25 protein-coding genes and 2 tRNA genes are annotated in these 25175 nt (G+C 68.6%); 11 read left to right on the forward strand and 16 right to left on the reverse strand.

The genetic code is table 11. From position 1 onward, the window contains the following. Positions 1-37 precede the first annotated feature (37 nt). From ABZ909_RS24095 to ABZ909_RS24110, 4 genes are all read right to left on the reverse strand, one after another. Positions 38-2350 carry a thiamine pyrophosphate-dependent enzyme gene (locus ABZ909_RS24095; protein WP_357003273.1) on the reverse strand — a complete coding sequence of 771 codons (2313 nt, stop codon included), beginning with the start codon at positions 2348-2350 and terminating at the stop codon, positions 38-40. Between the two features lie 257 nt (positions 2351-2607). Further along, positions 2608-3162 carry a 3'-5' exonuclease gene (locus tag ABZ909_RS24100; protein WP_357003275.1) on the reverse strand — a complete coding sequence of 185 codons (555 nt, stop codon included), beginning with the start codon at positions 3160-3162 and terminating at the stop codon, positions 2608-2610. A 126-nt stretch (positions 3163-3288) separates the two neighbouring features. Then, complete coding sequence (locus ABZ909_RS24105) at positions 3289-4068, reverse strand: META domain-containing protein (protein WP_357003277.1); 780 nt, start codon at positions 4066-4068, stop codon at positions 3289-3291. Positions 4069-4173: 105 nt separating this feature from the next. Further along, positions 4174-6318, reverse strand: a complete 2145-nt coding sequence (locus tag ABZ909_RS24110) for an acyltransferase family protein (RefSeq protein ID WP_357003499.1) — start codon at positions 6316-6318, stop codon at positions 4174-4176. 195 nt (positions 6319-6513) lie between these two features. On the opposite strand from ABZ909_RS24110, the gene ABZ909_RS24115 reads away from it, so the two are divergent. Then, positions 6514-7227 (forward strand): hypothetical protein, encoded by a 714-nt coding sequence (locus ABZ909_RS24115; RefSeq protein WP_357003278.1) that lies wholly within the window; start codon positions 6514-6516, stop codon positions 7225-7227. A gap of 20 nt (positions 7228-7247) precedes the next feature. Further along, complete coding sequence (locus ABZ909_RS24120) at positions 7248-8003, forward strand: MerR family transcriptional regulator (RefSeq protein ID WP_357003280.1); 756 nt, start codon at positions 7248-7250, stop codon at positions 8001-8003. Positions 8004-8058: 55 nt separating this feature from the next. Here ABZ909_RS24120 and ABZ909_RS24125 read toward each other — a convergent pair whose 3' ends face one another. Continuing rightward, positions 8059-8550 carry a hypothetical protein gene (locus tag ABZ909_RS24125; RefSeq protein ID WP_357003282.1) on the reverse strand — a complete coding sequence of 164 codons (492 nt, stop codon included), beginning with the start codon at positions 8548-8550 and terminating at the stop codon, positions 8059-8061. Between the two features lie 71 nt (positions 8551-8621). Here ABZ909_RS24125 and ABZ909_RS24130 point away from each other — a divergent pair, with 71 nt between their 5' ends. From ABZ909_RS24130 to secG, 5 genes are all read left to right on the forward strand, one after another. After that, entirely contained in the window at positions 8622-8798 is a 177-nt protein-coding gene (locus ABZ909_RS24130) for a hypothetical protein (protein ID WP_357003284.1), read from the forward strand. 166 nt (positions 8799-8964) lie between these two features. Next, positions 8965-9037: transfer RNA gene (locus ABZ909_RS24135), tRNA-Val, on the forward strand. 2 nt (positions 9038-9039) lie between these two features. Beyond that, positions 9040-9113, forward strand: a tRNA-His gene (locus ABZ909_RS24140). A 52-nt stretch (positions 9114-9165) separates the two neighbouring features. After that, on the forward strand, positions 9166-9300 hold the full coding sequence (locus tag ABZ909_RS24145; protein ID WP_357003286.1) for a hypothetical protein: 135 nt from the start codon (positions 9166-9168) through the stop codon (positions 9298-9300). Positions 9301-9432: 132 nt separating this feature from the next. After that, on the forward strand, positions 9433-9666 hold the full coding sequence (gene secG, locus ABZ909_RS24150; protein ID WP_040858416.1) for a preprotein translocase subunit SecG: 234 nt from the start codon (positions 9433-9435) through the stop codon (positions 9664-9666). A gap of 66 nt (positions 9667-9732) precedes the next feature. On the opposite strand, the gene ABZ909_RS24155 is transcribed toward secG, so the two are convergent. After that, positions 9733-10074, reverse strand: coding sequence for a hypothetical protein (locus ABZ909_RS24155; RefSeq protein WP_354846543.1), 342 nt, complete (start codon positions 10072-10074; stop codon positions 9733-9735). Then, on the reverse strand, positions 10067-10354 hold the full coding sequence (locus tag ABZ909_RS24160) for a hypothetical protein (protein ID WP_357003288.1): 288 nt from the start codon (positions 10352-10354) through the stop codon (positions 10067-10069). Before ABZ909_RS24160 ends, ABZ909_RS24155 begins: the two co-directional genes overlap by 8 nt. Positions 10355-10501: 147 nt before the next feature. Here ABZ909_RS24160 and ABZ909_RS24165 point away from each other — a divergent pair, with 147 nt between their 5' ends. After that, positions 10502-11167: a DUF1361 domain-containing protein gene (locus ABZ909_RS24165; protein WP_357003290.1), complete on the forward strand. Its 666-nt coding sequence runs from the start codon at positions 10502-10504 to the stop codon at positions 11165-11167. An 18-nt stretch (positions 11168-11185) separates the two neighbouring features. Here ABZ909_RS24165 and fadD8 read toward each other — a convergent pair whose 3' ends face one another. Genes fadD8 through ABZ909_RS24180 form a run of 3 tightly spaced genes read right to left on the reverse strand, consistent with a single transcriptional unit; the run spans position 11186 to position 14903 of the window. After that, entirely contained in the window at positions 11186-12793 is a 1608-nt protein-coding gene (gene fadD8, locus ABZ909_RS24170) for a fatty-acid--CoA ligase FadD8 (protein ID WP_357003292.1), read from the reverse strand. Positions 12794-12817: 24 nt separating this feature from the next. After that, the gene (locus ABZ909_RS24175; RefSeq protein WP_357003294.1) at positions 12818-14011 is read right to left on the reverse strand and encodes a Nonspecific lipid-transfer protein; all 1194 of its coding nucleotides are present in this window, start codon (positions 14009-14011) and stop codon (positions 12818-12820) included. Between the two features lie 43 nt (positions 14012-14054). Beyond that, entirely contained in the window at positions 14055-14903 is an 849-nt protein-coding gene (locus tag ABZ909_RS24180; protein ID WP_357003296.1) for an SDR family NAD(P)-dependent oxidoreductase, read from the reverse strand. A 53-nt stretch (positions 14904-14956) separates the two neighbouring features. On the opposite strand from ABZ909_RS24180, the gene ABZ909_RS24185 reads away from it, so the two are divergent. Together ABZ909_RS24185 and ABZ909_RS24190 are read left to right on the forward strand one after the other, a co-directional pair. Beyond that, positions 14957-15928, forward strand: coding sequence for an alpha/beta hydrolase (locus ABZ909_RS24185; protein WP_357003298.1), 972 nt, complete (start codon positions 14957-14959; stop codon positions 15926-15928). A 132-nt stretch (positions 15929-16060) separates the two neighbouring features. After that, entirely contained in the window at positions 16061-17458 is a 1398-nt protein-coding gene (locus ABZ909_RS24190) for an amidase (RefSeq protein ID WP_357003300.1), read from the forward strand. A 4-nt stretch (positions 17459-17462) separates the two neighbouring features. Here ABZ909_RS24190 and ABZ909_RS24195 read toward each other — a convergent pair whose 3' ends face one another. Further along, positions 17463-18626: a lactate 2-monooxygenase gene (locus ABZ909_RS24195; protein WP_357003302.1), complete on the reverse strand. Its 1164-nt coding sequence runs from the start codon at positions 18624-18626 to the stop codon at positions 17463-17465. A gap of 105 nt (positions 18627-18731) precedes the next feature. On the opposite strand from ABZ909_RS24195, the gene ABZ909_RS24200 reads away from it, so the two are divergent. Continuing rightward, entirely contained in the window at positions 18732-19781 is a 1050-nt protein-coding gene (locus ABZ909_RS24200) for an Lrp/AsnC family transcriptional regulator (protein WP_357003304.1), read from the forward strand. A 66-nt stretch (positions 19782-19847) separates the two neighbouring features. Here ABZ909_RS24200 and ABZ909_RS24205 read toward each other — a convergent pair whose 3' ends face one another. The 5 genes from ABZ909_RS24205 to tal all read right to left on the reverse strand — a co-directional run bounded on the left by ABZ909_RS24205 (position 19848) and on the right by tal (position 25175). Continuing rightward, positions 19848-20642, reverse strand: a complete 795-nt coding sequence (locus ABZ909_RS24205) for a hypothetical protein (RefSeq protein ID WP_357003305.1) — start codon at positions 20640-20642, stop codon at positions 19848-19850. Positions 20643-20847: 205 nt separating this feature from the next. Continuing rightward, positions 20848-21582 carry a 6-phosphogluconolactonase gene (gene pgl, locus ABZ909_RS24210; protein WP_357003307.1) on the reverse strand — a complete coding sequence of 245 codons (735 nt, stop codon included), beginning with the start codon at positions 21580-21582 and terminating at the stop codon, positions 20848-20850. Continuing rightward, the gene (gene opcA, locus ABZ909_RS24215) at positions 21575-22483 is read right to left on the reverse strand and encodes a glucose-6-phosphate dehydrogenase assembly protein OpcA (RefSeq protein ID WP_357003309.1); all 909 of its coding nucleotides are present in this window, start codon (positions 22481-22483) and stop codon (positions 21575-21577) included. The genes pgl and opcA overlap by 8 nt, the downstream gene beginning before the upstream one ends. Next, positions 22480-24042 (reverse strand): glucose-6-phosphate dehydrogenase, encoded by a 1563-nt coding sequence (gene zwf / locus ABZ909_RS24220; protein WP_357003311.1) that lies wholly within the window; start codon positions 24040-24042, stop codon positions 22480-22482. The genes opcA and zwf overlap by 4 nt, the downstream gene beginning before the upstream one ends. Before the next feature lie 2 nt (positions 24043-24044). Next, positions 24045-25175, reverse strand: a complete 1131-nt coding sequence (tal, locus tag ABZ909_RS24225; RefSeq protein ID WP_357003313.1) for a transaldolase — start codon at positions 25173-25175, stop codon at positions 24045-24047.

Raw genomic sequence — 25175 nt, forward strand, 5'->3', positions numbered from 1 at the left:
TCGGGTGTCCGATTACGCAAACCTCATGCGTGTCCGGTCACTGCGGAGCGGTCAGCAGCGCGTGGGCGGCGGCCTCGATCGCCGCCTCGTCCAGCAGCACCGCCGCGGCGGCCGGACCCAGCGGCACGAAACTGTCGGCACTGGTCACGCGGGCTACGTGGCCCTCGAACCCGGCGTCCAGCAGCACCGCGCACACCGCTTCGGAAACGCCTCCGCTGCGGCGGGTCTCATCGGCGACGAGCACCCGGCCCGTGGCTCGCGCATGTTCGAGCAGATCCGCCACCGGCAGCGGCGTCAGCCAGCGCAGGTCGAGCACCCGCGCGTGAATCCCCTGCGCGGCCAGCCGCTCCGCCGCCCGCAGGCTCATCGGCACGCCATTGGCGAAGCTCACGATGGTGAGATCCGCGCCGGTGCCATATACACGGGCGTGCCCGATCTCGGCATGGCGCACACCGGAAATCGCCGCCAGCCAGCCGCCGTCCCCGGCGCTATACAGGTCCCGGGTGTGATAGAGCGCGATCGGCTCGAGAAACACGCACACCCGCCCGTCCACCCGTGCCGCCGACACGCACGTGCGCAACATCGCCGCCGCATCATCGGCTCGGGCCGGCGCGGCGATCACCAGGCCGGGGATATCCCGCAGCGCCGCAAGGGAATTGTCATTGTGGAAATGCCCGCCGAACCCCTTCTGGTAGGCCAGTCCCGCGATCCGCACCACCACCGGATTCCGGTACCGCCCACCCGAGAAGAACGACAGCGTCGCCGCTTCCCCCCGCAACTGATCCTCCGCATTGTGCACATACGCCAGGTACTGAATCTCCGGAATCGGCACGAACCCCGCCAGCCCCGCCCCCAGCGCGGTCCCCAGCACACTCTGCTCATCGAGCAGCGTGTCGAAAACCCTTCGCACCCCGAAACTCTGCTGCAACCCCTTCGTCACCCCGTACACCCCACCCTTACGCCCCACATCCTCCCCGAACACCAGCACATCCGGATCGCGAGCCAGCAACTCCGCCAGCGTGTGATTCACGGCCTGTGCCAGGGTGAGCGGCTCGCCGGAAACCGGTGAAGGAGGCGCTGCCGACGAGATCCACTGCGCTGCAGCCTGTTTAGCGGACACGGCGGCGTCGGGTCGGGTAGCGGAGGCCGGGTCCGATATCGCACCTGCCGCGTCCTCGGCGGCGGGCGCCGGACCGGCGGTCGCGGTGGCCGAGTCCACGGCAGCCGCGGTCGGGGGTGTGACATCGGCGGTGCGCAGGGCGTCGGCGCGGACCAGAGCCGGGTGGGCAGGGGCGAGCGGGGCGGTGATCTCGGCGGCCGAGTGCAATTTCGGTTCGTGCCAGGCTGCTTCGGCGGCCTTGGCGACCTGGTCGCCGATCTCGTCGTAGCGCCTGGTGATCGCGGTGGGGGTGGTGACGCCGGCGGTGATGAGCAGGCGGGCGGTGGCGGTCACCGGGTCGCGGCGCAGGTCGGCGGCGATGTCGGCGGGGCGGCGGTAGGCCGATTCCACGTCGGAGCCCGCGTGGCCGAACAGCCGTACGGTGCGCAGATGCAGGAAAGCCGGTTTCCGGTGTGCGCGTACGTGATCCGCGGCTGCGGTCGCCGCCGCCAGCGCGGCGGGCAGGTCCGTACCATCGGCGTCGAAGTACGCAAGTCCGGGCCGGGATCCGTAGGCCTGCTCGATCCAGGTGCGCGGAGTGGGCACGCTGATGCCGAGGCCGTTGTCTTCGCACACGAACAGGATCGGCATCGGTACGCCCTGGTGGGCGGTGTGGATCGCGGTATTGATGGCCCCGGCGGCGGTCGAATGATTGGCCGACGCGTCGCCGAAGCTGCACACCACCACCGCATCCACGGGCCACTCGGTGTGCAGGCGCAGCTGCGCGGCCCGGTCGAGGGCGAAGGCCAGGCCGACCGCGCGCGGCAGGTGCGAGGCGATGGTGGAGGTCTGCGGAATGATGTGGGCGGGCTTGCTGCCGAAAACCTTGTGCCGCCCACCGGAAATCGGGTCCGCGGCCGCCGCCGCGACACCCAACATCACATCGCGCAGCGGATCCAGGCCGGGCACCTGCCGGGCGCGGTACACGAAGAACGCGCCGGACCGATAGTGCAGCAGCGCCGGATCGGTGACCCGCAGCGCCGCCGCCACCGCGACATTGCCCTCGTGCCCCGACGAACCGATGCTGTAGTACCCGCGCCCCTCCCGGGTGAGCCGCCGCGCCGCCAGGTCCAGCTGCCGGGACGCGGCCTGGGCATCGAACAGTTCCAGGCACCGCGCGCCGGTCAATCCGGTGGCGGCGTCGATCGGTTCCCGGTGCGCGCGAGCCGCTCCCGGTGTCGTCGCGGCCACCTCCGCGCGAAACCACTGATCCAGCTCAGCTTCCCGATCGTTGATGACGCCCTCCCATATGTCGAGTTCGCCGGGACCTCAGCGTAGGTGTGACACAGCGCGATCAGCGGCAATATCGGATCTGCCGGCCGGTCTGTCCAGAGTGCCGGGCGCTGACCCGTCGCGGGCGTATTTCCACCATATTGGTGATCTGCTCGGAAGTGTTCCAGGTGATGTCGGTGGCTGGCCTGTGGATTTCCGAGGACGGGCCACCACGCTCAGCGTGGCCAGGCGTCGCGCGCCAGCATGCCGGCGATCAACGCGGCGATGTTCCAGGCGTCGTCCCCGCCGCGATGGTGAGTCCCCTCGAAGGGTAGCCCCGCCAGCCGCAATGCCCCCGCCATCCCGTACCGCCGCTTGGTGTCCCGCGCGACCGAGAAGGCCAGCTTGGCATTGATGTGCCTGCTGCCGAACGGGTACCGCACCCCCATCACCTCGCACTGCGAGGCGAACTGCTTGCGGTCGTAGTCACCCCAGCTCGCCCACGGCCGCGAATCGGCATGAAATTCGGTGCGCAGCAACTCGCAGGCCTCGGCGAACCCGATTCCCGCCCCCACCTGGTTCGCCGTGAGTGTGGTCAGTTGTGTGCAGAACTCGCTGACCGTCGAATGCTCGGGCCGCACCAGGATGCTGTGCGTGCTCACCCGCTCGCGGGTGACTGTATCGAGGACGCACAACCCGATCTCGATGATCTCGTTCGGCTGTCCTGGCGGATTGGGCCCCTCCCAACAGGTGGCCTCCACATCCACCACATTCAGATATCTCTCGTTCATGCAACCGGACGCTAGCGCCCGAACAGCGCCGAGCGACAACGATTTTCGGCGGCGATCACCCCGGCGGCCGGCTGGGCGGACGAGCGGGTTCACCGGATGCGGCAAAGATCCGATCCCAGGCGCTTCTCACTCCGCGCGCAGTTTCAATCCGGTGTTGTTGCCGGTGTTGCGGAGGGTCAGTTCGTTGGAATCGATGGTGGCCTTGGTTTTTCCGTCCAGTGCCTGCAGCACCTGCTGCTCGACCTCCATGACCTGCGGGTCGCACATCATGCGGGTGGTCGCGATCTGGAAGGTGACATTGTCGTCGTCGATCTGGGCCGTGCCGGTCATGGTGTTGCAGCCCGCGCTGCCCGAAACCTCGCCGTCCGGGGTGATGGTGAGGGCGGGGCGGACCTCGTCGAGGGTGGCCGAGTGGACCTCGGCGTCGGGGCGCAGCAGGGCGGTCACGATCCAGGGCGTGTCGATCAGCGGTTTGTCCGGGTGGGCGGCCTTGCGGTCGAGCATGGTGACGGTGGAGCCGTTGCCTTTCAGGGTGAGCGTGTCGCCGGCCAGCGTCCAGGTCGGCTGGGAGCGCAGCAGGCCGTCCTGCCAGCCGTCCGCGCCCGCGAGGTCGCCCGGGCATGCCATGAGCGTGGTCGCCATCTCACCCACCTGGATGGTATTGCCTTGCAGGTCAACGGGTCCGGTGGCGGTATTGCAGCCGGAGGTGGCCGAGATGCGCCCGTCGGCGAAGGTCAGGGTCAGCGGCCCGCCACCCGGGATCGCGGTGCCCGCCACCGCGGTCGAGACGAAGGAGCGGCCCATGAGCGAGGCGGGTGGTATGTCGTTGACGCCGCCGTTGGAGGAGCATCCGGCGGCGGTCACGGCGGTCAGTGCGAGCAAGACCCACGGACGAGTTGCTGGCATATGCCCGATCGTACGGCGATCGCACCGGCATCCCGAGCGCCGACGCGAGCGTCTGTCCGACTGAGTTTGCGCCGGCGGCACCGCGACTACCCAGCGCAAAACGGCTCAGCCGTGAGCGAGCGCCTGGTCCGTGAACGCACCGATGGCAGGTCCGAGTGTCCGGGCGTAGCCGACGGTGAGATGGTTGTCGTCGCGGTACACCAGGGTGTTGCCGACGATGAGGGGACAGCGGACGGCAGTGCAGAACAGGGAGGTGAGGTCGGCGTACTGGCCGCCTCCGGCGACGGCTGCTGTCTGCTCGGCCACGACACCCGCGTCGTTCACCGCGACCGGTCGCTCGGGGGTACATGCCAACGCATCGTCGATGTGCTCGGACAGGCACGCCGGCACGGTGGTGTGCGGATCGGGGATCGGCCCGAGAACGAGGACGGCCGAGCCGATCGCGCGCAGCTGGGCAACCAGGCGGGTCAGGCCATCCATCCAGGCACGGTCATAGGAGACGAAGCCGAAGTCCCCGCCATAGCGTCGGGACATGCTCACCACAATCAGCCGTGGGCGTTCGCTCCGCAGCCGGGTCAGCACCTGGCCGCGCCATTGCTCGCATTCGGTGTACTCCCGGTCCAGATAGGGACTCGTAATGGGCAGGTCCAGCAGTGGGCAGGTGACCTTCGCCATGGTTTCCAGCCGCAAGCCCCGCGCCGCGGCGATCGGCTCCAACGCCGGACTCCACATCGCGGCGTGCGAATCACCGACCAAGGCCACCGTGGTGGCCGAGTCCGGATTACCCGAGGCACATTCGGGCTGGCCCACATCGCGCCAGGAGCGCACACACCCATTGACAAACACGTCTGCCTTGTCGCCGGATGCGTCGCCGAGCGAGGGGGTGAGATTCGAAGGGACAGCCCGGATTTCGGCCGAGGCGGCGACCGCCGACTGAGTTTGTGTGACCAGCTGCCGAACCGCCTGGTCGCGGGGGTCGGCGGCAGGAGTGGACGGCGCGGGGGGTGCGACGAGGGTGAGCGCCGGCGCCGACCTACCGTGTCCGACCGGGGCGGGGACGAGCACGAGCAGTGCCACCGCCACACAGATGGCGACTGCGGTGCACGCGCCGCCGCAGGCGAGGCTGAGCCTGCCGGAGCTCCGCAACAATGCGGCGAAGCGGACCGGATTCTCGACCGACCAGTGCGTCAGCAGGGCGAGTCCGCCGGCCATCACCACCGCGCCGAGTGCGCCGACTCGCCCCAGCGGGTGGCTGAGCGCCAGGGGCGCCAGCAGCAACACCGGCCAATGCCACAGATACCAGGTGTAGGACAGGCCGCCGATCGCCCGCACCCGGGCCGGAGCCAGTACCCGGCCAACCCCGAATCGTGGTTCGGCACAGCCGGACACGATCACCGAAGCCGCGCCCAGGACAGGCAGCAGCGCCGCGGCGCCGGGATACGGTGTCTTGCCGTTCAGCTGGGTGCAGGCCGTGACGATCAGGACCAGGCCGATCCATCCGACGAGCACGGCCACCGATTTCGGCAACCGGGACCATACGACGGCCGAGAGCGCCACCATGCCCCCGACCGCCAGCTCCCAGGCCCGAGCGGGCAGCGAGAAGAAGGCCCATGGCGGCAGCACACGGGTCCACACCAGCGAGATCGTGAACGAGGCGGCTGCGACAACCGCGAGCACGATCAGGTACGGCAGCGGCGTGGCCGATCCGGTTCGTCGCCGCCGGACGAGCCAGGCCGTCGTCATGATGACCACCGGCCACAGCAGATAGAACTGCTCCTCCACACCGAGCGACCAGAACTGCTGAAACGGCGACGGCGGCGCATCGGCGGCAAGGTAGTCGGTACCGTGCAGGGCGAGCCGGTAGTTGCCGGCGTACAACGCGCTTGCGATCCCGTCGCCCAGGACCTGGCGGGCCTGCAGCGGCGGCAGCAGCACCGCCGCGCCGATCGCGGTGGTGACCAGGACGATGCTCGCCGCGGGCAGCAGCCGGCGAGCCCGTGCGCCGTAGAACCGGACCAGCTCGATAGTGCCGGTGGCCGTTGCCTCCCGGCAGAGCATTCCGGTGATCAGGAAGCCCGATATCACGAAAAAGACGTCCACGCCGACGAATCCACCACCGAGCCCGGGCGTACCCGCATGGAAGAACACGACGGCCAGTACCGCGACTGCTCGCAACCCTTCGATATCGGGCCGAAATCCCGCCCGGGGCGGCGATACATTCTGAACCCGGTCTGCCTGCCGATTTATCAATCCGCTCCCGGCCGTGTCCGTCATGGGGCTGCATTGTTATCGATCGGGTCGGCCATGTCAGCGCGACTCTCCGGGTGGGCCTCGTTTGCCGCCTCGACTTCGCGCCATCGCCGTGCGGCCCGTGTCGATCGTCCTGTCACGGTCGGGCCGGATGTTTGCTGCACGCTTGGCAGCGGGCAGGATGGTCGCACGTGAGTGAAGTTTCCCGCCCGCGCCGCACACAGCAGCAGCGCCGCGCAGATCCGCGAACCGCTGTTCTTCATGCTGCTGCACCTGTTCTCGGGTGAGGTCGTGGTGCGCGGGGTCTTCCAGCGACCGGGCCGGGACACCGCTGTTCTCCGTCTCGTGGAGGACATGCCGGCGGTTTGCTCCGCCACGCCTCGCCCCCGGTGGCGCCGAGTTGACCTTGCCGCTACGTCAACCCACAGCGTCGAGGCCATGAGCGAGCACGCCGAACCGGCCATCGACCGGACCATCTACCCCATGCCCATGTTCGCCACCTTCCGGGTGCGCGACCTCGCCGCCGCGACCGCCTGCTACGAGGCCGCCGGATTCATCGCGCTGGCAACCATTCCCGGCGCCGACGGCACACCCGTCCTGGTGCACCTGCGGCGGATGAAGTATCAGGACCTGCTGCTGGTCCCGGGCGAACCGGCGCCGGGCAGCACGACTGTCACCTTCGCCGCCGGCGGCACGGACCTCACCTCACTGGCGAAAACCCTGCGGGAGCGCGATCTCCCGGGCCTCGGCGTGGCAGGTCCCGCGGACACCGCCTGGTACACCACGGATGTCACCCTCGACGACCCGGACGGCAACCGGGTCATCTTCACCGCACCCCGCGAGGCCGAGATGGACCGGGCCAAGGAGTGGGCGGCGACCTTCGAGGGCGACTGGGTCGGCAAGAATTAGCGACGAGACGGGAGGGCTTCGTGGAGTGGACGATTCAGCAACTGGCCGACAGCCCCGGCGTCACCAGCCGCACGTTGCGTCACTATGACGAGATCGGGCTGCTCCCGCCCGCCCGGGTCGGCCACAACGGCTACCGCTTCTACGACGCCGATTCGGTGGCGCGACTGCAGCGCATCCTGCTGCTGCGCGAGCTCGGCCTGAGCCTGCCGGTGATCGCCGAGTTCCTCGACCGCGAACACGATGCGGACAAGGCCCTGCACACCCATCTGCGGTTGCTGGAAGACGAACGCGCCCGCCTCGACGAGCGCATCCGGACCCTGCGTCACACCCTCGACGCGCGCGCCGGGGTCGACGGATCGCTGCAGATGATGCTGGAGGGCTTCAACGACCCCTACCGCGACGAGGTCGTATCCCGCTGGGGTGAAGACGCTTTCGCCGTGAGCAACGAGTGGTGGCACGGCAAGTCGTTGCGGGAGCAGCGGGAGTGGAAGCGTGACACCGACGATCTGATCGCGTGCTGGATCGCCGCCCGCAAGGACGGGTGCCCCCCGGACTCCGAGCGCGCGCAGGCGCTGGCCGCACGGCACGTGGCGTGGTTGCGGGCCATCCCCGGAACGCCACTGGCGGAGGGTGATCGGGAGCGCTCCATCGCCATGATCGGCGGACTCGGGCGGATGTATGTCGAGGACGAACGCTTCGCCGCCGCCTACGGCGGGCCCGAACACGCTGCCTTCGTGCGTGATTCGCTCGACGAATACGCCCGCCGGACACTGTGAAGCCCTGCCGCGCCGCGAAACGCGTGCCCGGCAGGGCTTTTCACGCGGGTACGGCTCAGCTGCCGTAGACCTGGCTGGAATTGAACGAGAACTGATGTCCCATCGAGGTGCACTGCACCGCGCTGCGGTAACCCTGCGTGCACGTCGCGCCCGCGTAGCTGATGCTGGCCGGAGACCACATGTCACCACTGAACGGCACCGCCTGGTTGCCGCCGGGCCGGGTGTGGCCGGTGCCGCCGCTCCATTCCGGATGGGCGGGCCAGGCGGCGTTGTCGATGATCGCGGCCGGGGCGTACGGCACCGGATAGGCCTGGCCGGTGGGCCCGGCCAGCGATACGTACATCAGCGCGCCCGCCGGGTTGAGATCGCAGCCGACAACGCCATTGGCGGCGATCGAACAGTTGAAACCACCGATATTGAAGAAAGCGGTGTCTCCGACGAGGAAACCCGACGGATCGGTGGGGTCGGCGGAAGCGATGCCGGTGCTGAGGCACAGGGCGCTCCCGGCCGCGGCGGCGAGCAGGACAGATCGAGCCTTCAACGTCATGAATCCCTCTCCTGTGGTGAACGACCTTCGATAGCTGATCATGTGCTATTCGTATCAGCACTGTTCAGCGGATGTTAACCAGTCGAACCCGCCCCCGAGAACACATGCACCGGCACCAGGTCCGCCTCACCGCCGTGGACCGCCGCGCCGAAGAACGAGTCGAAGAATTCACCCTCGGCGGGGGCCGCACCCCCCACCTCATCGCCGTAGGCCCCGCCGACCCCACCCGCGTCAACTGGCGTACCTGACGGCAGGCCCGGAAATTCGGTTCCCGGGTCGGCTGCGAATGTTGTTGTACCGCAAGCCCGATGGATTGGCCGTCTCGGAAGGTTCCGGCCTGTGGAGGTCAGCCGGTCTTGAAAACCGGGGGCGGGCAACGTGTCCCGGAGGTTCGACTCCGACCTACGTCACCAACGATTCGTAGCTCAGTGGTCGGAGCACCGCCCTGACAAGGCGGGGACCGGAGGTTCGGCTCCTCCCGAATCGACTGTGATCGAAGCCGAAGCGGCCGAGGCACCGGATTGTGATTCCGGCGGAAGCGGGTTCGAGTCCCGCCGACCACCCCGGCGATCGTTGTCGATCACGGAGTCTCGGAGCGGGTTGAGACAATCCACCATGCGAACAAACACGGTCGTCGTGCTCGCCGTGGCAGCCGCGGTGCTGGTCGTGGTGCACGCAACTCCGGTCTACTGGGTTGTGTGGTCGGTTCTGGTCGTACTCGCGACCGCGCTCTGGCTTGTCCGGCGTTGAGCATGCGCCTCATCGGCGTGTTCGAGCTCGCCGATATCAGCTGTTGGTTCTGACCGTGACCGCATGCCCCGGGCCACAGCCCTCCCTGGCCTGATTCGGGGTGTTCCATCTCGACCGCATACACTGTCGGCCATGCGGATGTTCCTGGATATCCTCCTCGTTATCACCAGCGTGCTGCTGGTGCTGCTGGTGCTGCTGCACCGGGCCAAGGGCGGAGGTCTGTCCAGCCTCTTCGGTGGTGGCGTGCAGTCGAGCTTGTCGGGGTCCACTGTTGTCGAGAAGAACCTCGATCGCATCACGATCTTCCTCGGGTTGATCTGGCTGATCTCCATTCTCGGCATCGGCCTCGAAATCAAGTTCTCCTAGCCCCAAGCTCCTGAAATCGCCCGGGCACCCCATCGGTGCCCGGGCGATTCGTCGTGCGCGGCAGGGTCACCGCGGATGACGCTGCACGGGTGACAGATTCGCGAGGGCGGCGCTGAGGGCCCGGCGGGCATCGGCGCGGCTGATGGGGGTGTCGTCGTCGAGGGCGGCCAGTTCGATGGTGAGGAAGTCGCGGATCAGGTCGGACATGCTCACGCCGCGATGGTCGGCCTCGGCGCGGATGCGCTGATCCATGGCGTAGGGGAGCCGGACCGTGCGCAGCACCGTGACCGGGGTGTCGGGGCCGGGGAGGTCGGGTTCGGGGGCGTCCTCGTCGAAGGTGAGGCTGTCGAGGAAGTCGCGGGCTTCGTCGGCCGTGTGCGGGTAGCCCTTGTCCGGATAGTCAGTCATGGTCCGCCTCCCATTGTTCGAACTGGGCGAGAAGCCTTCCGGTCACCGGCCGGACGCCGACGACCTGCTGGTCCCACTGCGACAGCGGGCGCACCACCACCGCCAGCGGCTGCCCCGCGCCGGTGCGGCCGATGATCATGAGAGCGGGTAGCCCGCCCGTCCCGCGCACCGGTCGCGGCCAGCGCCGGTCGGGGCCGGTCAGGACCCGCATGATCTCCTCGGGTGCGATGCCGAGCCGGGCCGCGACGTCGAGGGCCCACTCGGGAATCTCATATCCCACGGCCGCATAATACGATCGTAAAACAGCTGGTCGCCACCTGTCGACCAGCCTTTCACGGACAGCGTGGGCGCATCGGTGGCAGGAGTGTTGCCAAAGGGTGTTGCCAACTCGCATGACGCGCCGCGCCGAGATCGGCATCATGAACGAATGGACCCGGTGAAGACGGTCGCGCCGAGCCTTGCGGGGGTGCTGGACCGGAATCTGTTCTGGATGGTGTGGAACACCGTATTGGCATGGATCCCGGTGGCTTTGGCGCTACTGGTGTTCCGCGGCGTGCGCGATGACGAACGGCGACTACCGATTTCGCCGGTGTGGTGGGGCGGATTGGTGCTGTTGCTGCTGTTCCTGCCCAATGCGCCCTACGTGGTGACCGATCTGGTGCACCTGCGCGACGACATCCGGGCGGCCGGCAACGGCCCGGTGGTGACGACGATCCTGCCGGTCTACGGCGCGTTCATCGCCTCCGGTTTCATCGCCTACTACCTGGTGCTGGCCGAGCTGGGTCGCTTCCTGGAGGCGCGCGGGCTGGGCGCGTGGCGCACCCCGGTGACGCTCGCGATCCATTTGCTGTGCGCGGTAGGCGTTTTCCTGGGCCGCTGGGTGCGATTGAACAGCTGGGAGCCGGTGGTGCAGCCGCGCGGCACCTTCGATCGGATGATGCTGGCGCTGAGCTGGAACTGGGCCCCGGTGCTCATCGCGGCCATGTTCGTGGCAACGGCCCTGGGGCACTTCGTGACCCGGGCCGTGGTGGAGGCGGGCATCGACAGCGCCCGCCGGGGCGCCCGGCTGATCCGAACCCGGAAGTTCGCCTAGCCGAGCGCCCGCGGGGAATCAGGCGATGCCCAGGCGCTCCTGAGCCAGCACGCGGATCGCCTTCTTGTCCGGTTTGCCGAGTCCGGTCAGCGGCAGTTCCTCGATCACCACGACATGCTTGGGCACCTGCACCGAACCCTTGCGCTGTTTGACCGCGGCCTGGATCTCGGCGGTGACCACCTCGATCGCGGCCGGATCGGCCGCGGTGGCGGGGTCGAGGACCAGCACGGCGGTCACGGCCTCGCCCCAATGCGGGTCCGGCACACCGACCACCGCGACGGTGACCACCTTCGGGTGTTCGGAGACAACGTCTTCCACTTCGCGCGGGAACACATTGAACCCGCCGGTGACGACCATGTCCTTGGAACGCCCGACGATGAACAGGAACCCGTCCTCGTCCTGGCGGGCCAGATCACCGGTGCGCAGCCAGCCGTTCTTGAACGTATCGGCGGTGACCTCGGGCAGATTCAGGTAGCCGGCGGCGAGCAGCGGCCCGGAGACACAGATCTCGCCGACCTCACCCTGGGGGACCGGCTTGTCCTCGCCGTCCAGCAGCGCCACCCGGATCGCGGTCGAGGGCCGACCACACGAGGTGAGCCGTTCCTTGTCGTGCTCGTCCTTGCCCAGGTAGCTGATCGCCATCGGCGCCTCGGACTGCCCGAAGTACTGGGCGAAGATCGGCCCGAAGCGATCGATGGCCTCCTGCAACCGATTCGGGTCGATGGCCGAGGCCCCGTAGTACACCGTCTCCAGCGAGGACAGGTCCCGGGTCTTGGAATCCGGGTGATCGAGCAACGCGTACAGCATGGACGGCACCAGCATGGTCGCCGAGATCTTGTGCTCCTCGATGGCGCGCAGCACTTCTCCGGCGTCGAAACGCGGCAGCACCACGCACTGCCCGCCCAGCAGCACGACCGGCAGGAAGAACGCCGCGCCCGCGTGCGAGAGCGGAGTGCAGATCAGGAACTTGGGCCGCTTGGGCCACTCCCACTCCGAGAGCTGGATCTGCGTCATGGTGTTCATGGTCAGCGCGGTGCCGATCACGCCCTTGGGCTTGCCGGTGGTGCCGCCGGTGTAGCTGATGGAGATGACGTCGGAGGGCAGCAGCTCCACCGCCTCCACCGGATGCGGCTCGTACTTGTCGGCGGTCGCCAGCAGATCCACGCCGACATCGGCGAGCAGCTCGGGCACCGGGCCCAGCACCAGGATCTTGGTCAGCGTCGGCACCATGTCGACCAGTTCCCGGGCGCGCTGCACGAACGCGGGCACCGGATCCAGGATGAGCGTCGAAATGCCCGCGTCGGCAAGCACATACGCATGATCGTCCAGGCCGCCGATAGGGTGCAGGGCGGTGCGCCGCGAGCCCACGATCTGGCCGGCGCCGATGGTGAACAGCACCTCGGGCCGGTTCAGTGCGAGCACGCCGACCGGGGTGCCGGTGGTGACGCCGTGCTCGGCGAAGGCGTCGATGTAGCGGCTCATGCCGTCGAGCACCTCACCGCCGGTGAGGACGTGGTCGCCGAGGGTGAGCACCGGACGGTTGCGGTGCCGCTTCAGCCCGGCCACCAGGGCGTGCCCGTTGTGCACGGGCAGCCGCAGCAGGGTGTCGGGATCGAGTGTGGTCATGGGGTTCTCAACTCCGTCCGATGGTCACGCCGTGTGGGCCGCGTACAGGGTGACGACCACCGCGCCGCCCAGGCCCAGATTGTGCGCCATCGCGGTGCGCGCGCCCGCGACCTGCCGCGCGCCCGCGAGTCCGCGCAGCTGCCAGCTCAATTCGGTGCACTGGGCCAGGCCGGTCGCGCCGAGCGGGTGGCCCTTGGAGATCAGGCCGCCCGACGGGTTGACCACCCAGGTGCCGCCGTAGGTGGTGGCGCCGGACTCGATCAGCGCGCCCGACTCGCCCTCGCCGCACAGGCCCAGCGCCTCGTAGGTGATGAGCTCGTTGATGGAGAAGCAGTCGTGCAGCTCGATCACGTCGACGTCGGCGACGCCGATTCCGGCGCGCGCGAACACTTTCGAGGCCGCCGCGCGGGTCATGGGCGCACCCACCACGTCGATCATGGAACCGGTGGAGAAGGCGGTGTTGTCGTCGGTGGCCAGCTCCTGGGCCAGGATCTCGATGGCCTGGCCCTCGAGGCCGTTGGCCTTGACGAACTCCTCGCTCACCACGACCGCCGCGGCCGCGCCGTCGGACATGGGTGAGCACTGCGAGCGGGTCAGCGGGCCGTGCACCGGCTTGTCGCCCAGCACCTGCTCGAGGGTGTAGGCATCCTGGAACTGCGCCAGCGGATTCCGGGTGGAGTGCTCGTGGTTCTTGACCGCGACGGCCGCCAGCTGCTCGGGCGTGGTGCCGTAGCGCTTCATGTGCTCGATGGCGGCATTGCCGAAGAACTGGGTGGTGATCGGCGCGGCGGAGAACTCGAAGTGCTCCTTGTTCACCTTCAGGTGCGCGTCGACGGTGATGACCTTGGGCTTGGTGGTCGGACCGGCCATGGCCTCCTTGGTCATCTGCTCGAACCCGACGGCCAGGGCCACATCGGTGATGCCGGCGGCCACCCACTCGCGGGCGAACATGAGCGCGGTGGAACCGGTGGCGCAGTTGTTGTTCACATTGACGATCGGGATGCCGGTCAGGCCGATGTCGTAGAGGGCGCGCTGCCCGGCGGCCGAGGGCTGGAAGACGTAGCCGACCGCGGCGCGCTGCACCTGGTCGTAGGTGACGCCCGCGTCCTTCAGCGCGCCGTTCACGGCCTCGGCGACCATCTCCGGGTAGGTCCACTCGCGGGAACCGATCTTGACGAACGGCGTCATGTTCACGCCGACGACGAAAACGCGTCGCATAGGGTTGTCCACTCCTGTTCTTCGGGAACGTAATTCGTGATGTCTAGTCGGCGCGCGGGACGCGGCCGTCGAGGTCGGTGAAGCCGTAGGCCTCGGCCAGATCGGCGACCTTCCAGGCTTTTCCGGTGCGCGCCAGGCGATCCGGATCCGCAGCCAGCGCGACCACGGCGCGGCCGGCGAAGTGCGGGGTCTCGGCCTGGTCGAGATCGAAGGTGCCCTCACCCGGCAGGGTGACCAGGCGACGGCCCTGCGCATCAGCCGGAACCATTTGCAGCAGTTCGGTGTTCACGATGCCAGGCCAGATCGAGACGGCGGTCGCGCCGGTGCCGTCGAGATCGTGCGCCATGTCGGCGGTGAGCCGGTCCACGGCGGCCTTGCCGACGCCGTAGACCGCATTGTGCATCTGGCGGATCGCGCCGGGTGAGGACACGCTCACGATCAGGCCCTGCGACTCGATGAGCAGCGGCGCGGCGAAAACGCTTGCCACGTAATGGGATCGGACGCCGATATCGAAGCCCTCGTCCCACGCCCTGGGCGGCACCTCCCAGAACTTGCGGCCGATCCAGCGCGCCGACGCGGGGGAGTTGTAGACATTGTTGACCAGCACGTCGAGCCGGCCCTGCTCGTCGCGGACCTGCGCGAACAGTTTCTCCACGGCCGCGTCGTCGCGGTGATCGCAGACCACCGGCACCCCGATCCCGCCCAGGGCGTCGATCTCGGCGGCGGTCCCGGCCACGGTGCCCGGCAGGTGTCCGGCCGTGACGGTGCGCCCGGTGACGTACACGGTCGCCCCGGCCGCGCCCAGCTCCAGGGCGATGCCCTTGCCGATGCCGCGGCTGGCGCCGGTCACCACCGCGACCTTTCCGGCGAGAATCTTGGGTATTTCGCTCACGACCTCTGGACATTACCTTGAAATAGGAACGTGTTCTAGAAATTGGAGGCGGAGTGGAACTGACACATCGGACGATCGACACCGGGGAGGTCCGCATGCACGTCGCGGATCAGGGCGAGGGCTTCCCGGTCGTCTTCTGTCACGGGTTTCCGCACACCTGGTTCATGTGGCACCACCAGCTTGACGCCGTCGCCGCGGCCGGCTACCGGGCCCTCGCCCCCGACCTGCGCGGATACGGCCGCACCGAGGCGCCCGCCGACCCGGAGGCCTACACCAACGCCGCCGTCATCGGCGACCTCATGGCCCTGCTCGACGACATCGGCGCGGAGCGGGCGGTCTTCGTCGGCCTCGACTTCGGTGCGCAGCTGGTGTGGGAGCTGAGCCTGCGCGCCCCCGAGCGGGTTGCCGCCGTCATGGTCCTGAACAACCCGTTCGCCCCGCGCCCGCCGCGCGCGCCGTCAGCCTTCTGGACGAAGGCGGCCGAACGCCACTTCCTGCACCTGTCCTACTTCCAGACCCCCGGCATCGCCGACGCCGAACTCGCCGCGGATCCGCGCGGCTTCCTGGCCCGCGTCTACTATTCGCTCTCCGGCGACTACCACTACCTCGACACCTGGAAGAACCCGCCCGGCCTCGGCTACCTCGACGTCCTCCCGCAGGCGCCCGCCCTGCCCTGGCCGTGGCTCTCGGAAGCCGAATTCGACACCCTGGTCGAGGATTTCGAGCGCACCGGCTTCACCGGCGGCCTCAACTGGTACCGCAACCTCGACCGCAACTGGGAACTCACCGCCGCCTACGCCGACGCCAAGGTCGAAGTCCCCACCTTCTTCCTCTACGGCCAGAACGACCCCGACATGGAGGGCTTCAGCGGTCGCGACCCCTTGGCCACCCTGCGTGCCAACGTCCCCGACCTCCGCGAGGTCGTCGAGGTCCCGGCCGCGGGCCACCTGGTCCAGCTCGAGCGCCCCGACGCCGTCAACACCTTCCTCACCGATGCCCTGAAGAGCCTCGGCCTCCCGGCGTAACCCGACTCGACTCGTGGTCCGGGACATCAGGCCCGGCCACCGGTCGATTCGAGGATCCTGCTGTTCGTGCGTGCAGGTGGGGGCGTACCGTCGGGCAGACATCGGGTGTGTGTCGATCAGGAGGCCCGGTTCATGGCAGTTCGAGTTCACGCTTTCAGCGATGACGCGCTCGGCGAGCATGACGGGGTGGCCATTGCCGCGCTGATCCGGAGCGGTCAGCTGAGTGCGGCCGAGGTCGCCAAGGCGGCCCGCGAGCGGGTGGCGCAGGTGGATCCGGTGTTGCACGCGGTTGTAGTGGAGGCGGATCCGCCGCTGGTCTCGGGGGATCGGGAGGCGCTGCTGTACGGTGTGCCGACCTTCGTGAAGGACAACACCGACGTGGCCGGGCTGCCGACCCAGCACGGCAGTGCGGCCTGGCGGGCGCGGCCCGCGAAGGCGCACGGACCCTTCGCGAAACAGTTTCTGGGCACCGGTGTGACCGTGCTCGGGAAGAGCACCCTGCCCGAGTTCGGGTTGAACGCGACCACCGAATTCGTCGATGCCGAACCGACCCGCAATCCGTGGGACACCGAGGTCTCCTCGGGCGCCTCGTCGGGTGGTTCGGCCGCCCTCGTCGCGGCGGGGGCGGTGCCGATCGCGCACGGCAATGACGGCGGCGGTTCCATTCGGATTCCCGCCGCCTGCTGCGGGCTGGTCGGCCTGAAACCGACGCGTGGCCGTCACATCGACGGCCCGCAGGCTCGTTCCATGCCGATCAACCTGGTCTCCGAGGGCGTGCTCACCCGCACGGTCCGCGATACCGCCACCTATTTCGCGGCGGCCGAACGATTTTGGCGCAATCCCACGCTGCTGCCGATCGGGCTGGTCGAGGGGCCCGCCCAGCGACGGCTGCGCATCGGCCTCCTCAGCGATCCCATCACCGGGGCAACCCTGGACCCGCAGATCCGCGCGGTGCTCGACGACACCGTCACGCTGCTGGAGGGCCTCGGCCACGAGGTGCGGCCCATCCCCTACCCGGTGGACCGGGGCTTCGCCGAGGATTTCGCCACCTACTGGGCGATGCTGGCCTTCCTGGGCAGCCTCACCGGCAAACTCAGCTTCGGCCGGTCCTTCGATCCCGCCCGCCTCGACCCGTTCACCCGCGGCCTGGCCGCCCGCTTCCGCGGCTCCGCCCTGCGCTCACCCGCTGTGCTGCACCGGCTTTCGCGCCTCCGCCACGCATACGCGGCCTCCTTCCACGACGTCGAACTCGTGGTGTCCCCGGTGCTGGCGAGCCTCACACCCCGCCTGGGCTACCTGAGCCCCGACCAGGCCTTCGACGAGGTCTTCGGCCGCCTGCTGGACTATGTCACCTATACGCCGTTCGCGAATGTGACCGGGGCCCCGGCCCTTTCGCTCCCGATGGGCGCATCCGAGTCCGGTCTCCCCATCGGGGTGATGTTCTCCGCCCTCCACGGCGACGAACGCACCCTGCTCGAACTCGCCTACGCCCTCGAATCGGCCCGCCCCTTCCGCCGCATCCAGCAGTGACGAGCTAGACCGAGACCGCGCGCAGTGCCTCGGGCGTCAGATCCTTCAGCGTCGGATACCCGTCCACCGCCATGATCAGATCCGACTCCGCCAGCAGCGTGCGCAGCACGTGCGCGATGCCGTCCGCGCCGCCCAGCGCCAGCCCGTAGGCGTAGGGGCGGCCGATACCGACCGCGGACGCGCCCAGCGCCAGCGCCTTGATGATGTCCGCGCCCGAGCGCACCCCGGAATCGAACAGCACCGGCAGCCCCTCGGCGGCGGCCACCACCTCGGGCAGCATGTCCAGCGCCGGGAGCCCGCCATTGGCCTGGCGGCCACCGTGATTGGAGCAGTAGATGCCGTCGACGCCCAGATCCCGGGCGCGGCGCGCGTCCTCGGGGTGGCAGATGCCCTTCACGATCAGCGGCAGCTTCGTCAGCGAGCGCAGCCACGGCAGATCCGCCCAGGTCAGCGGATTGCCGAAGACCTGGATCCAGCGCAGGATGGCCGACTGCGGATCCTGCTCCGGCGACTGTGCCAGGCTCGCCCGGAACACCGGATCGGTGAAATAGTTGGCCAGGCAGTGCCCGCGCAGCTGCGGGAAATTGCCGGTGGACAGATCGCGCGGCCGCCAGCCGGTCACCCAGGTGTCGAGGGTGACCACGATGCCCTTGAACCCCGCCCGCTCGGCCCGCTCCACCAGGCTGGCGGCCAGCTCCCGGTCGGTGGGCGTGTAGAGCTGGAAAAAGCCGGGGGTGTCACCGAATTCGGCCGCCACGTCCTCCATCGGATCCACGCTCAGCGTGGACGCCACCATGGGGACGCCGGTGCGCGCCGCGGCCCGCGCGGTCGCCAGATCACCGCGCCCGTCCTGCGCGCACAGCCCGATCACACCCACGGGCGCCATGAAAACCGGTGCGGGCCAGGCGTTCCCGAACAATTCCACCGACAGGTCACGCTGCTTGGCACCCACGAACATGCGCGGAATCACACCCCACCGATCGAACGCCGCCACATTGGCCCGCTGGGTACGCTCGTCGCCTGCGCCGCCCGCCACATACGACCACACCGACGGCGGCAGCGCCGCCTGCGCCCGCTCGGCCAGCTCCGCGAAGCTCACCGGCAGCGCCGGCACCACCCCGCGCAACCCGTTGAAGTAGATCTCGTTCTGAAAATCACCGAATGCCACGACGCACTCTCCAGTTCCGTCTCTGCCGAAAGCGATCCTGCGATTGTGCAAGACTGGGCATCGGACGCGGGTGAATCGCAGGATACGAGCAGAGGGTGCCGGACCGTGCAGGATGACGTCAGGCTGCTGACCGAGGAGGAGCTGGCGCTCATCCACGCCCTGCAGCTGCGACCCCGCGCCTCGTGGACCGACCTCGGACGGGTGCTCGGCGTGGACCCGGTGACCGTGGCCCGCCGCTGGCAACGACTCAGTGACCGCGGCGAGGCCTGGATCAGCGTCTCACCCGGCCCGGCGGTTTTCGATCTGCTGTGTGCCGCCTTCGTCGACATCGATTGCGCCGCAGGGCAGACCGACGCGGTGGTCGCCACCCTGGCCGCGCATCCGCACATGCTCACCCTGGAACGCGCGGGCGGTAGCAACCGCATTCTCGCCACCGTCGCCACCGGCGATTTCGGGCAGATGTCGCGCTACACCCTCGACGTGCTGCCGGCCGTCGCACACATCGCGGCCGTGCGCACCCGCATCGTGACCCACTGGTTCGCCGAGGGCGGCAGCTGGCGCATCGACGCCCTCGCCCCCGGCCAGCGTGACCAGTTGCGCACCGCGCCCGTCCCGGCCGGAGCCGATCGCGGCCGCCGCGTCACCCCGCTGGACCGGGCCCTCATCGGCGCACTGGCCCGCGACGGCCGCAACGCGCACAGTGTCCTCGCCGCCGCCCTCGATACCAGCGCCTCCACCGTCAAACGCCGCATCGACGAGCTCACCCGTCTCGGGCTGCTCCGCTTCCGCTGCGATTTCGCGCGCCCGCTGGGTGGCTGGCCGGTCGCGGTCACCTTCTGGGCGACCGCGCCCACCGCCGCGCTGCCCGAGATCGGCTACGGGCTCATCCAGCTCCCGCAGACCCGCAACTGCGCCGCCGTCAGCGGCACCCACAATCTGGTGCTGCAGGCCGGACTGCACTCGGTCGCCGAGGTCACCCGCTTCGAAAACCAGCTCGCCACACAGCATCCCGAGCTCGTCGTCACAGAACGCACCATCACGCTGCGGCACGAGAAACTACTCGGCCGCATCCTCGACCGGCACGGACGCTCCCGGGTCGTGGTGCCGCCCGATATCTGGCGGGAAACCGCACCGGCACCGGGCTATTCGCGCTGAAAGACGGCAATCTGGCACCGGCACTCGGCAATTCGAGGCCGAGTCGCTGCCCTCGGCTGCGACGTCTCAGAAGTTCGCGTTGAGGTACTCCGCCGCATGCGTCGTCCACAGCACGCCCGTGCCCGGCATATTGTGCCCGGAATACAGCACGTGCTGCCCGTCCGGCCACGGCGTCAGATACCCGATCAGCCCACGTACCGCCGCCTGGTACCGATCCAGGTTCGCCATCGGACTCTGCATCAGGAAATCCAGCAGCTCATGGAAGATCACCGGCGTCAGATTCCCGATCTGCGCCCCCTCGACCAGCGAGAACGGCGAAATCGCGATATCGATGGCCCGCAGCGGCGAATCGGCGGGGGAGGAGGTGATGATGTCGTCGGGATTCGCGTACTCCCGCACATCCATCCCCAGCGGCCACGCGCCCCGCTGCCCGTGCAGCCCATAGCTCGTCGCCGGACACAGATTCCCGACCGACTGCCCCGCCCGCCGCATGGGATTGGCGATATTCACCACGAACGCGATCTCCAGCGGCGACCCGTCGACATTGGTGTAGATACCCGCCCGCACCCCCTGCAGTATCGTGCTCGCCACGATCCCACCCAGCGAATAACTCATCAGCCCACACACATTCGGCGAATCCTGCAGCGCCTCGACCCCCGCCGCCACCCCCAACCGCACCGACGTGTCCAGCGAAGGCCCCCAGGTATCCGGATCCGGCCCGACCGAAGCAGGCCAATCCGGCTCGAAACACCGGAACTTCGCCGTATCCAGCAGCTTGGTGACATCGTGCAGCATGCCCGCCGGCGTCCCATCGCTGTTGCGCTGCTCCCCGGTACCCCGCAGAGTGATGATGTCGATCATGTCATTCCCCTCGCGCCGAACCCTTCGGCCACCGAGCCTCCACGCTATGACCGCAACCAGGCTTGATCGCGAGTACTCGACTACCCGAATCCAGCGCACGGAACCCGGGCGGACCTGTGGGTTTGTCGTATTCGAGCAGGAGGACGGAGGGGCGGACCCGCGGGTGCGGGTCCGCCCCTCCGGCGGATGATGATTCGTCCTGGATCTAGCTCGGGAGATCCGCCGCGGCCGATTCGTCGAGGAGCCAGGTGGTGGATTCGGTGCCGATGGCGCCGGCGGCGGGGATGTCGAGCGGGGAGGCGCCGTTGAGGGCGGCGGCTACCGCGGCGGCTTTGGCCTCGCCGGAGACGATGAGCATCACGTGACGGGACTTGCGGATGGCGGGGAGGGTCAGGGTGATGCGGACGGCCGGGGGTTTGGGGGAATTCGTTTCGGCTACGACGAGTTCGTGCTGTTCGCGGGTGGCGTCGGTGTGGGGGAACAGTGAATTGATGTGGCCCTCACCGCCCATGCCCAGCAGGTGCAGGTCGAAGGCGCCGTGTTCGGCCAGGTGGGCGTGGACGGTGGCCGAGTACTCGCCCGCGGCCTCGAGCGGGTCGGGGTAGTCGCCGCTGGAGGTCTCGGTGGGGTGGACGCGGGCCGGGTCGACCGGGACGTGGTCCAGCAGGGCCTGACGGGCCTGGAGTTCATTGCGTTCGGCGTCGCCGGTGGGGACGAAACGCTCGTCGCCCCAGAAGACGTCGAGCTTGGACCAGTTGATGTCGCCGGGCGCCTTGCGGACCCATTCCAACAGGGCGATACCGGTGCCGCCGCCGGTCAGGACCACCGAGGCGGAGCCGCGCAGACGCTGCGCCGCCACCACCTGGGCGACGAACTTCGCGGCCGCGGCCTGCACGAGTTCGTCGGTGGTGGCGAAGGTTTCGACGGCGGGCTTACTCATAGGTCACCCTTTCGATTCCGGTGAGGGCCTCGGCGTAGATGTCGTCCGCGTCGAGGTGACGCAGCTCCTCGGCCAGGCAGTCCTTGGTCTCCCGACGGGCCAGCGCGAAACGCTGGTCGGGTTCACCGGTGCGGGTGAGCGTCGCGGTGCGGCCGTGCTGCGGACGCGCAATGGAGATCGACACCGTGGGCCGGTGCATCTCCACCTTCAGATCACCGGTGCGCCGCACCACCGGGCAGTCCAGCCGTGCGGCCAGCCAGCCCGCCAGCATGTCCAGCGCCGGTTCTTCTGCCAGGCCCGAAATCGTCACGGACTCAACGGGTTCGAACGGAGCCTCGTCCAGCGCCGCCGCCAGCAGCGCCCGCCAGTAGGTGACCCGGCTCCACGCCAGGTCGGTGTCGCCGGGCGCGTAGGACTGCCGCCGGCCCTTGATGGTGGTCTGCGGATCCGAAGCGAAGGTCGCATCGGTGATGCGGCGGGTCGCCAGTCGGCCCACCGAATCCTTGGAAGGGAACTCCGGCGCGCCCCGCGGCCACCACGCCACCACTGGGGTGTCGGGCAGCAGGAACGGGATCACCACACTCGACTCGTGCGGTACCAGATCCCCTTGCAGCCGAAGCACTATCACCTCGGCCGCCCCGGCGTCTCCACCGACGCGGATCTGCGCGTCCAGCCGGGTCTGGGCCATGCGGTCACCGCGCGCCAGCACTATCACCCGGCACGGGTGCTCCCGGCTGGCGTCGTTGGCGGCGTCGATGGCGTCCTCGGCCTCGGAGCTGTCCAGGGTGCACACCACCAGGGTGAGCACCCGCCCCATGGTCACGACGCCATTGGATTCCCGCAGTTGCACAAGGCGTTTCGACACCTCGCGAGTGTCGGTGTCGGGCATGTCGATGATCACGGCCGCCGCCATTCCCGCCCGCTGCGCGCGAGCATCTCGTCGGCGGATTCCGGGCCCCAGCCGCCCGCCTGGTACGGGTCGGGCTTGCCGGTCTCGGCCCAGTGCGCGAGCGCGGGATCGAGGATGCGCCAGGACAATTCGACCTCCTCGTTGACCGGGAACAGCGACGGCACCCCGAGCAGCACATCCAGGATGAGCCGTTCGTAGGCCTCGGGGGAGTCCTCGGTGAAGGCTTCGCCGTAGCTGAAGTCCATGTTCACGTCGCGCACCTCCATCGACGACCCGGGCACCTTGGACCCGAATCGCATGGTGATGCCCTCATCCGGCTGCACCCGGATGACCAGCGCGTTCTGCCCGAGCTCCTCGGTCATGGTCTGGTCGAACGGCAGGTGCGGGGCCCGTTTGAACACCACCGCGATCTCGGTGACCCGGCGGCCCAGCCGTTTTCCGGTGCGCAGATAGAACGGCACCCCCGCCCAGCGGCGGGTTTCCACGGCCAGGGTGATGGCCGCGTAGGTCTCGGTGCGGGAGTTGGGGTCGAAACCCTCCTCCTGCAACAGGCCCACCACCGGCTCACTGCCCTGCCAGCCCGCGGTGTACTGGCCGCGCGCCGTCGTCTCGTCGAGCGGCTCGACGAGTTTCGTCGCCGAGAGCACCTTGATCTTCTCGATCTGCAGCTGCTTGGGCTGGAAGCTCACCGGCTCTTCCATGGCCGTCAGCGCCAGCAGCTGCAACAGGTGGTTCTGGATGACGTCGCGCGCCGCCCCGATGCCGTCGTAGTAGCCCGCGCGACCACCCAGGCCGATGTCCTCGGCCATGGTGATCTGCACATGGTCCACATAGTTGGCGTTCCAGATGGGATCCCACAGCTGGTTGGCGAAGCGCAGCGCCAGAATGTTCTGCACCGTCTCCTTGCCCAGGTAGTGGTCGATGCGGAACACCGAACGCTCCGGGAACACCGTGTTCACCAGGGCATTGAGCTCCTGGGCGCTCTTCAGGTCGTGTCCGAAGGGCTTCTCGATCACCACCCGCCGCCACGGTTCGGGCTGTCCGGCGGGCGAATCCGCCGGCTGGGCCAGACCGTTCTTGGACAGCTGCTCCAGCACGATCGGGAAGTCACTGGGCGGAATCGACAGATAGAAACCGGTATTGCCGCCGGTCCCGCGATCCCGGTCCAGATCCTTGAGGGTGGTGGCCAGCTTGTGGAAGGCCGCGTCGTCCTCGAACGTGCCGCGGACGAACCGCAGGCCCTCCTTCAGCTGCTGCCACACCTCCTCCCGGAAGGGAGTGCGCGCCGAGGAGGACACCGACTCGTGAACCAGGTTCGCGAAGTCCTCGTCGGTCCAGTCCCGGCGCGCGAAGCCGATCAGGGAGAAACCCGGGGGCAGCAGCCCCCGGTTCGCCAGGTCGTAGATGGCCGGCAGCACTTTGCGCCGCGACAGGTCACCGGTAACGCCGAATATCACCAAGCTGCACGGTCCAGCGATGCGCGGAACCCGGCTGTCGCGTGTATCGCGCAGCGGGTTCGGCGTCGCGACCGTCGTCGCTGCGCCTGCCACCGTCAGTTTCCTCCCGCCACCTGCAGCTTTTCGGTGGTGGCCGCGAGCAGATCGTCCCAGGAGGCGACGAACTTGTCGACACCCTCGGTCTCGAGGACACCGAACACGTCGGCCAGGTCGATGCCCGCCGCGACCAGCTGGTCGAACACCTGCTGCGCCTCGGCGGCCAGGCCCGCGAGCCGATTGCCTTCCAGCACACCGTGATCGGCGAAGGCCTCGAGGGTCTTCTCCGGCAGCGTGTTGACCGTGTTCGGGCCCACCAGTTCGGTGATGTACATGGTGTCCGGGTACTCCGGGTTCTTCACACCGGTCGAGGCCCACAGCGGACGCTGCGCGTTACCGCCCGCGGACGCCAGCTTGCCGTAGACCGAGGCGTGCGCACCGCCGTCGAACACATCCTGGTAGGCGGCATAGGCCAAGCGCGCGTTGGCGATTCCGGCCTTGCCGCGCAGGGCGAGCGCCTCCGCGGTGCCGATGCCCTCCAGCCGCTTGTCGATCTCGGTGTCCACGCGGGAGACGAAGAACGAAGCGACGGAATGGATTCCGGCGATGTCGTGCCCGGCGGTGTGCGCGTTGCGCAGACCGTCGAGGTAGGCGCCCATCACCGAGATGTAGCGCTGCACCGAGAAGATCAGCGTCACGTTCACGCTGATGCCCTCGGAGATCACCCGGGTGATGGCGGGCAGACCCGCCTCGGTGGCCGGGATCTTGATCAGCAGGTTGGGCCGGTCCACGATCTTCCACAGCTCGATGGCCTGGGCGACCGTGCCGTCGGTGTCGAAGGCCAGGCGCGGGTCCACCTCGATGGAGACGCGGCCGTCGACGCCCTTGGTCTCGGCGAAGATGTCGGCGAAGAGGTCGCAGGCCGCGCGCACGTCATCGGTGGTGATGGTGCGAATGGCCGAATCGACGTCCGCGCCGCGGGCGGCGAGCTCGGTGACCTGCTCGTCGTAGGCGTGGCCCTTGGCGAGCGCGCCCTGGAAAATGGTCGGGTTGGTAGTGACACCGACGACATTGCGAGAGTCGATCAGGCCCTGGAGGTTTCCGGACTTGATGCGATCGCGCGACAGATCGTCCAGCCACACCGATACCCCGGCGGCCGACAGGGCCGCGGTGTTCGTGTTCTGGGTCAT

This window comes from Nocardia sp. NPDC046763 (assembly GCF_040645495.1).
GTDB lineage: Bacteria > Actinomycetota > Actinomycetes > Mycobacteriales > Mycobacteriaceae > Nocardia.

Coding starts and splice junctions, on each gene's coding strand:
- ABZ909_RS24155 (WP_354846543.1), bottom strand. CDS start 10,074: ATGACTGACTATCCGGACAAGGGCTACCCGCACACGGCCGACGAAGCC.
- ABZ909_RS24125 (WP_357003282.1), bottom strand. CDS start 8,550: ATGACGTTGAAGGCTCGATCTGTCCTGCTCGCCGCCGCGGCCGGGAGC.
- ABZ909_RS24175 (WP_357003294.1), bottom strand. CDS start 14,011: ATGCGACGCGTTTTCGTCGTCGGCGTGAACATGACGCCGTTCGTCAAG.
- ABZ909_RS24165 (WP_357003290.1), top strand. CDS start 10,502: ATGGACCCGGTGAAGACGGTCGCGCCGAGCCTTGCGGGGGTGCTGGAC.
- secG (WP_040858416.1), top strand. CDS start 9,433: ATGCGGATGTTCCTGGATATCCTCCTCGTTATCACCAGCGTGCTGCTG.
- ABZ909_RS24130 (WP_357003284.1), top strand. CDS start 8,622: ATGTTAACCAGTCGAACCCGCCCCCGAGAACACATGCACCGGCACCAG.
- ABZ909_RS24145 (WP_357003286.1), top strand. CDS start 9,166: ATGCGAACAAACACGGTCGTCGTGCTCGCCGTGGCAGCCGCGGTGCTG.
- pgl (WP_357003307.1), bottom strand. CDS start 21,582: ATGAGTAAGCCCGCCGTCGAAACCTTCGCCACCACCGACGAACTCGTG.
- ABZ909_RS24105 (WP_357003277.1), bottom strand. CDS start 4,068: ATGCCAGCAACTCGTCCGTGGGTCTTGCTCGCACTGACCGCCGTGACC.
- tal (WP_357003313.1), bottom strand. CDS start 25,175: ATGACCCAGAACACGAACACCGCGGCCCTGTCGGCCGCCGGGGTATCG.
- fadD8 (WP_357003292.1), bottom strand. CDS start 12,793: ATGACCACACTCGATCCCGACACCCTGCTGCGGCTGCCCGTGCACAAC.
- ABZ909_RS24190 (WP_357003300.1), top strand. CDS start 16,061: ATGGCAGTTCGAGTTCACGCTTTCAGCGATGACGCGCTCGGCGAGCAT.
- ABZ909_RS24100 (WP_357003275.1), bottom strand. CDS start 3,162: ATGAACGAGAGATATCTGAATGTGGTGGATGTGGAGGCCACCTGTTGG.
- ABZ909_RS24205 (WP_357003305.1), bottom strand. CDS start 20,642: ATGATCGACATCATCACTCTGCGGGGTACCGGGGAGCAGCGCAACAGC.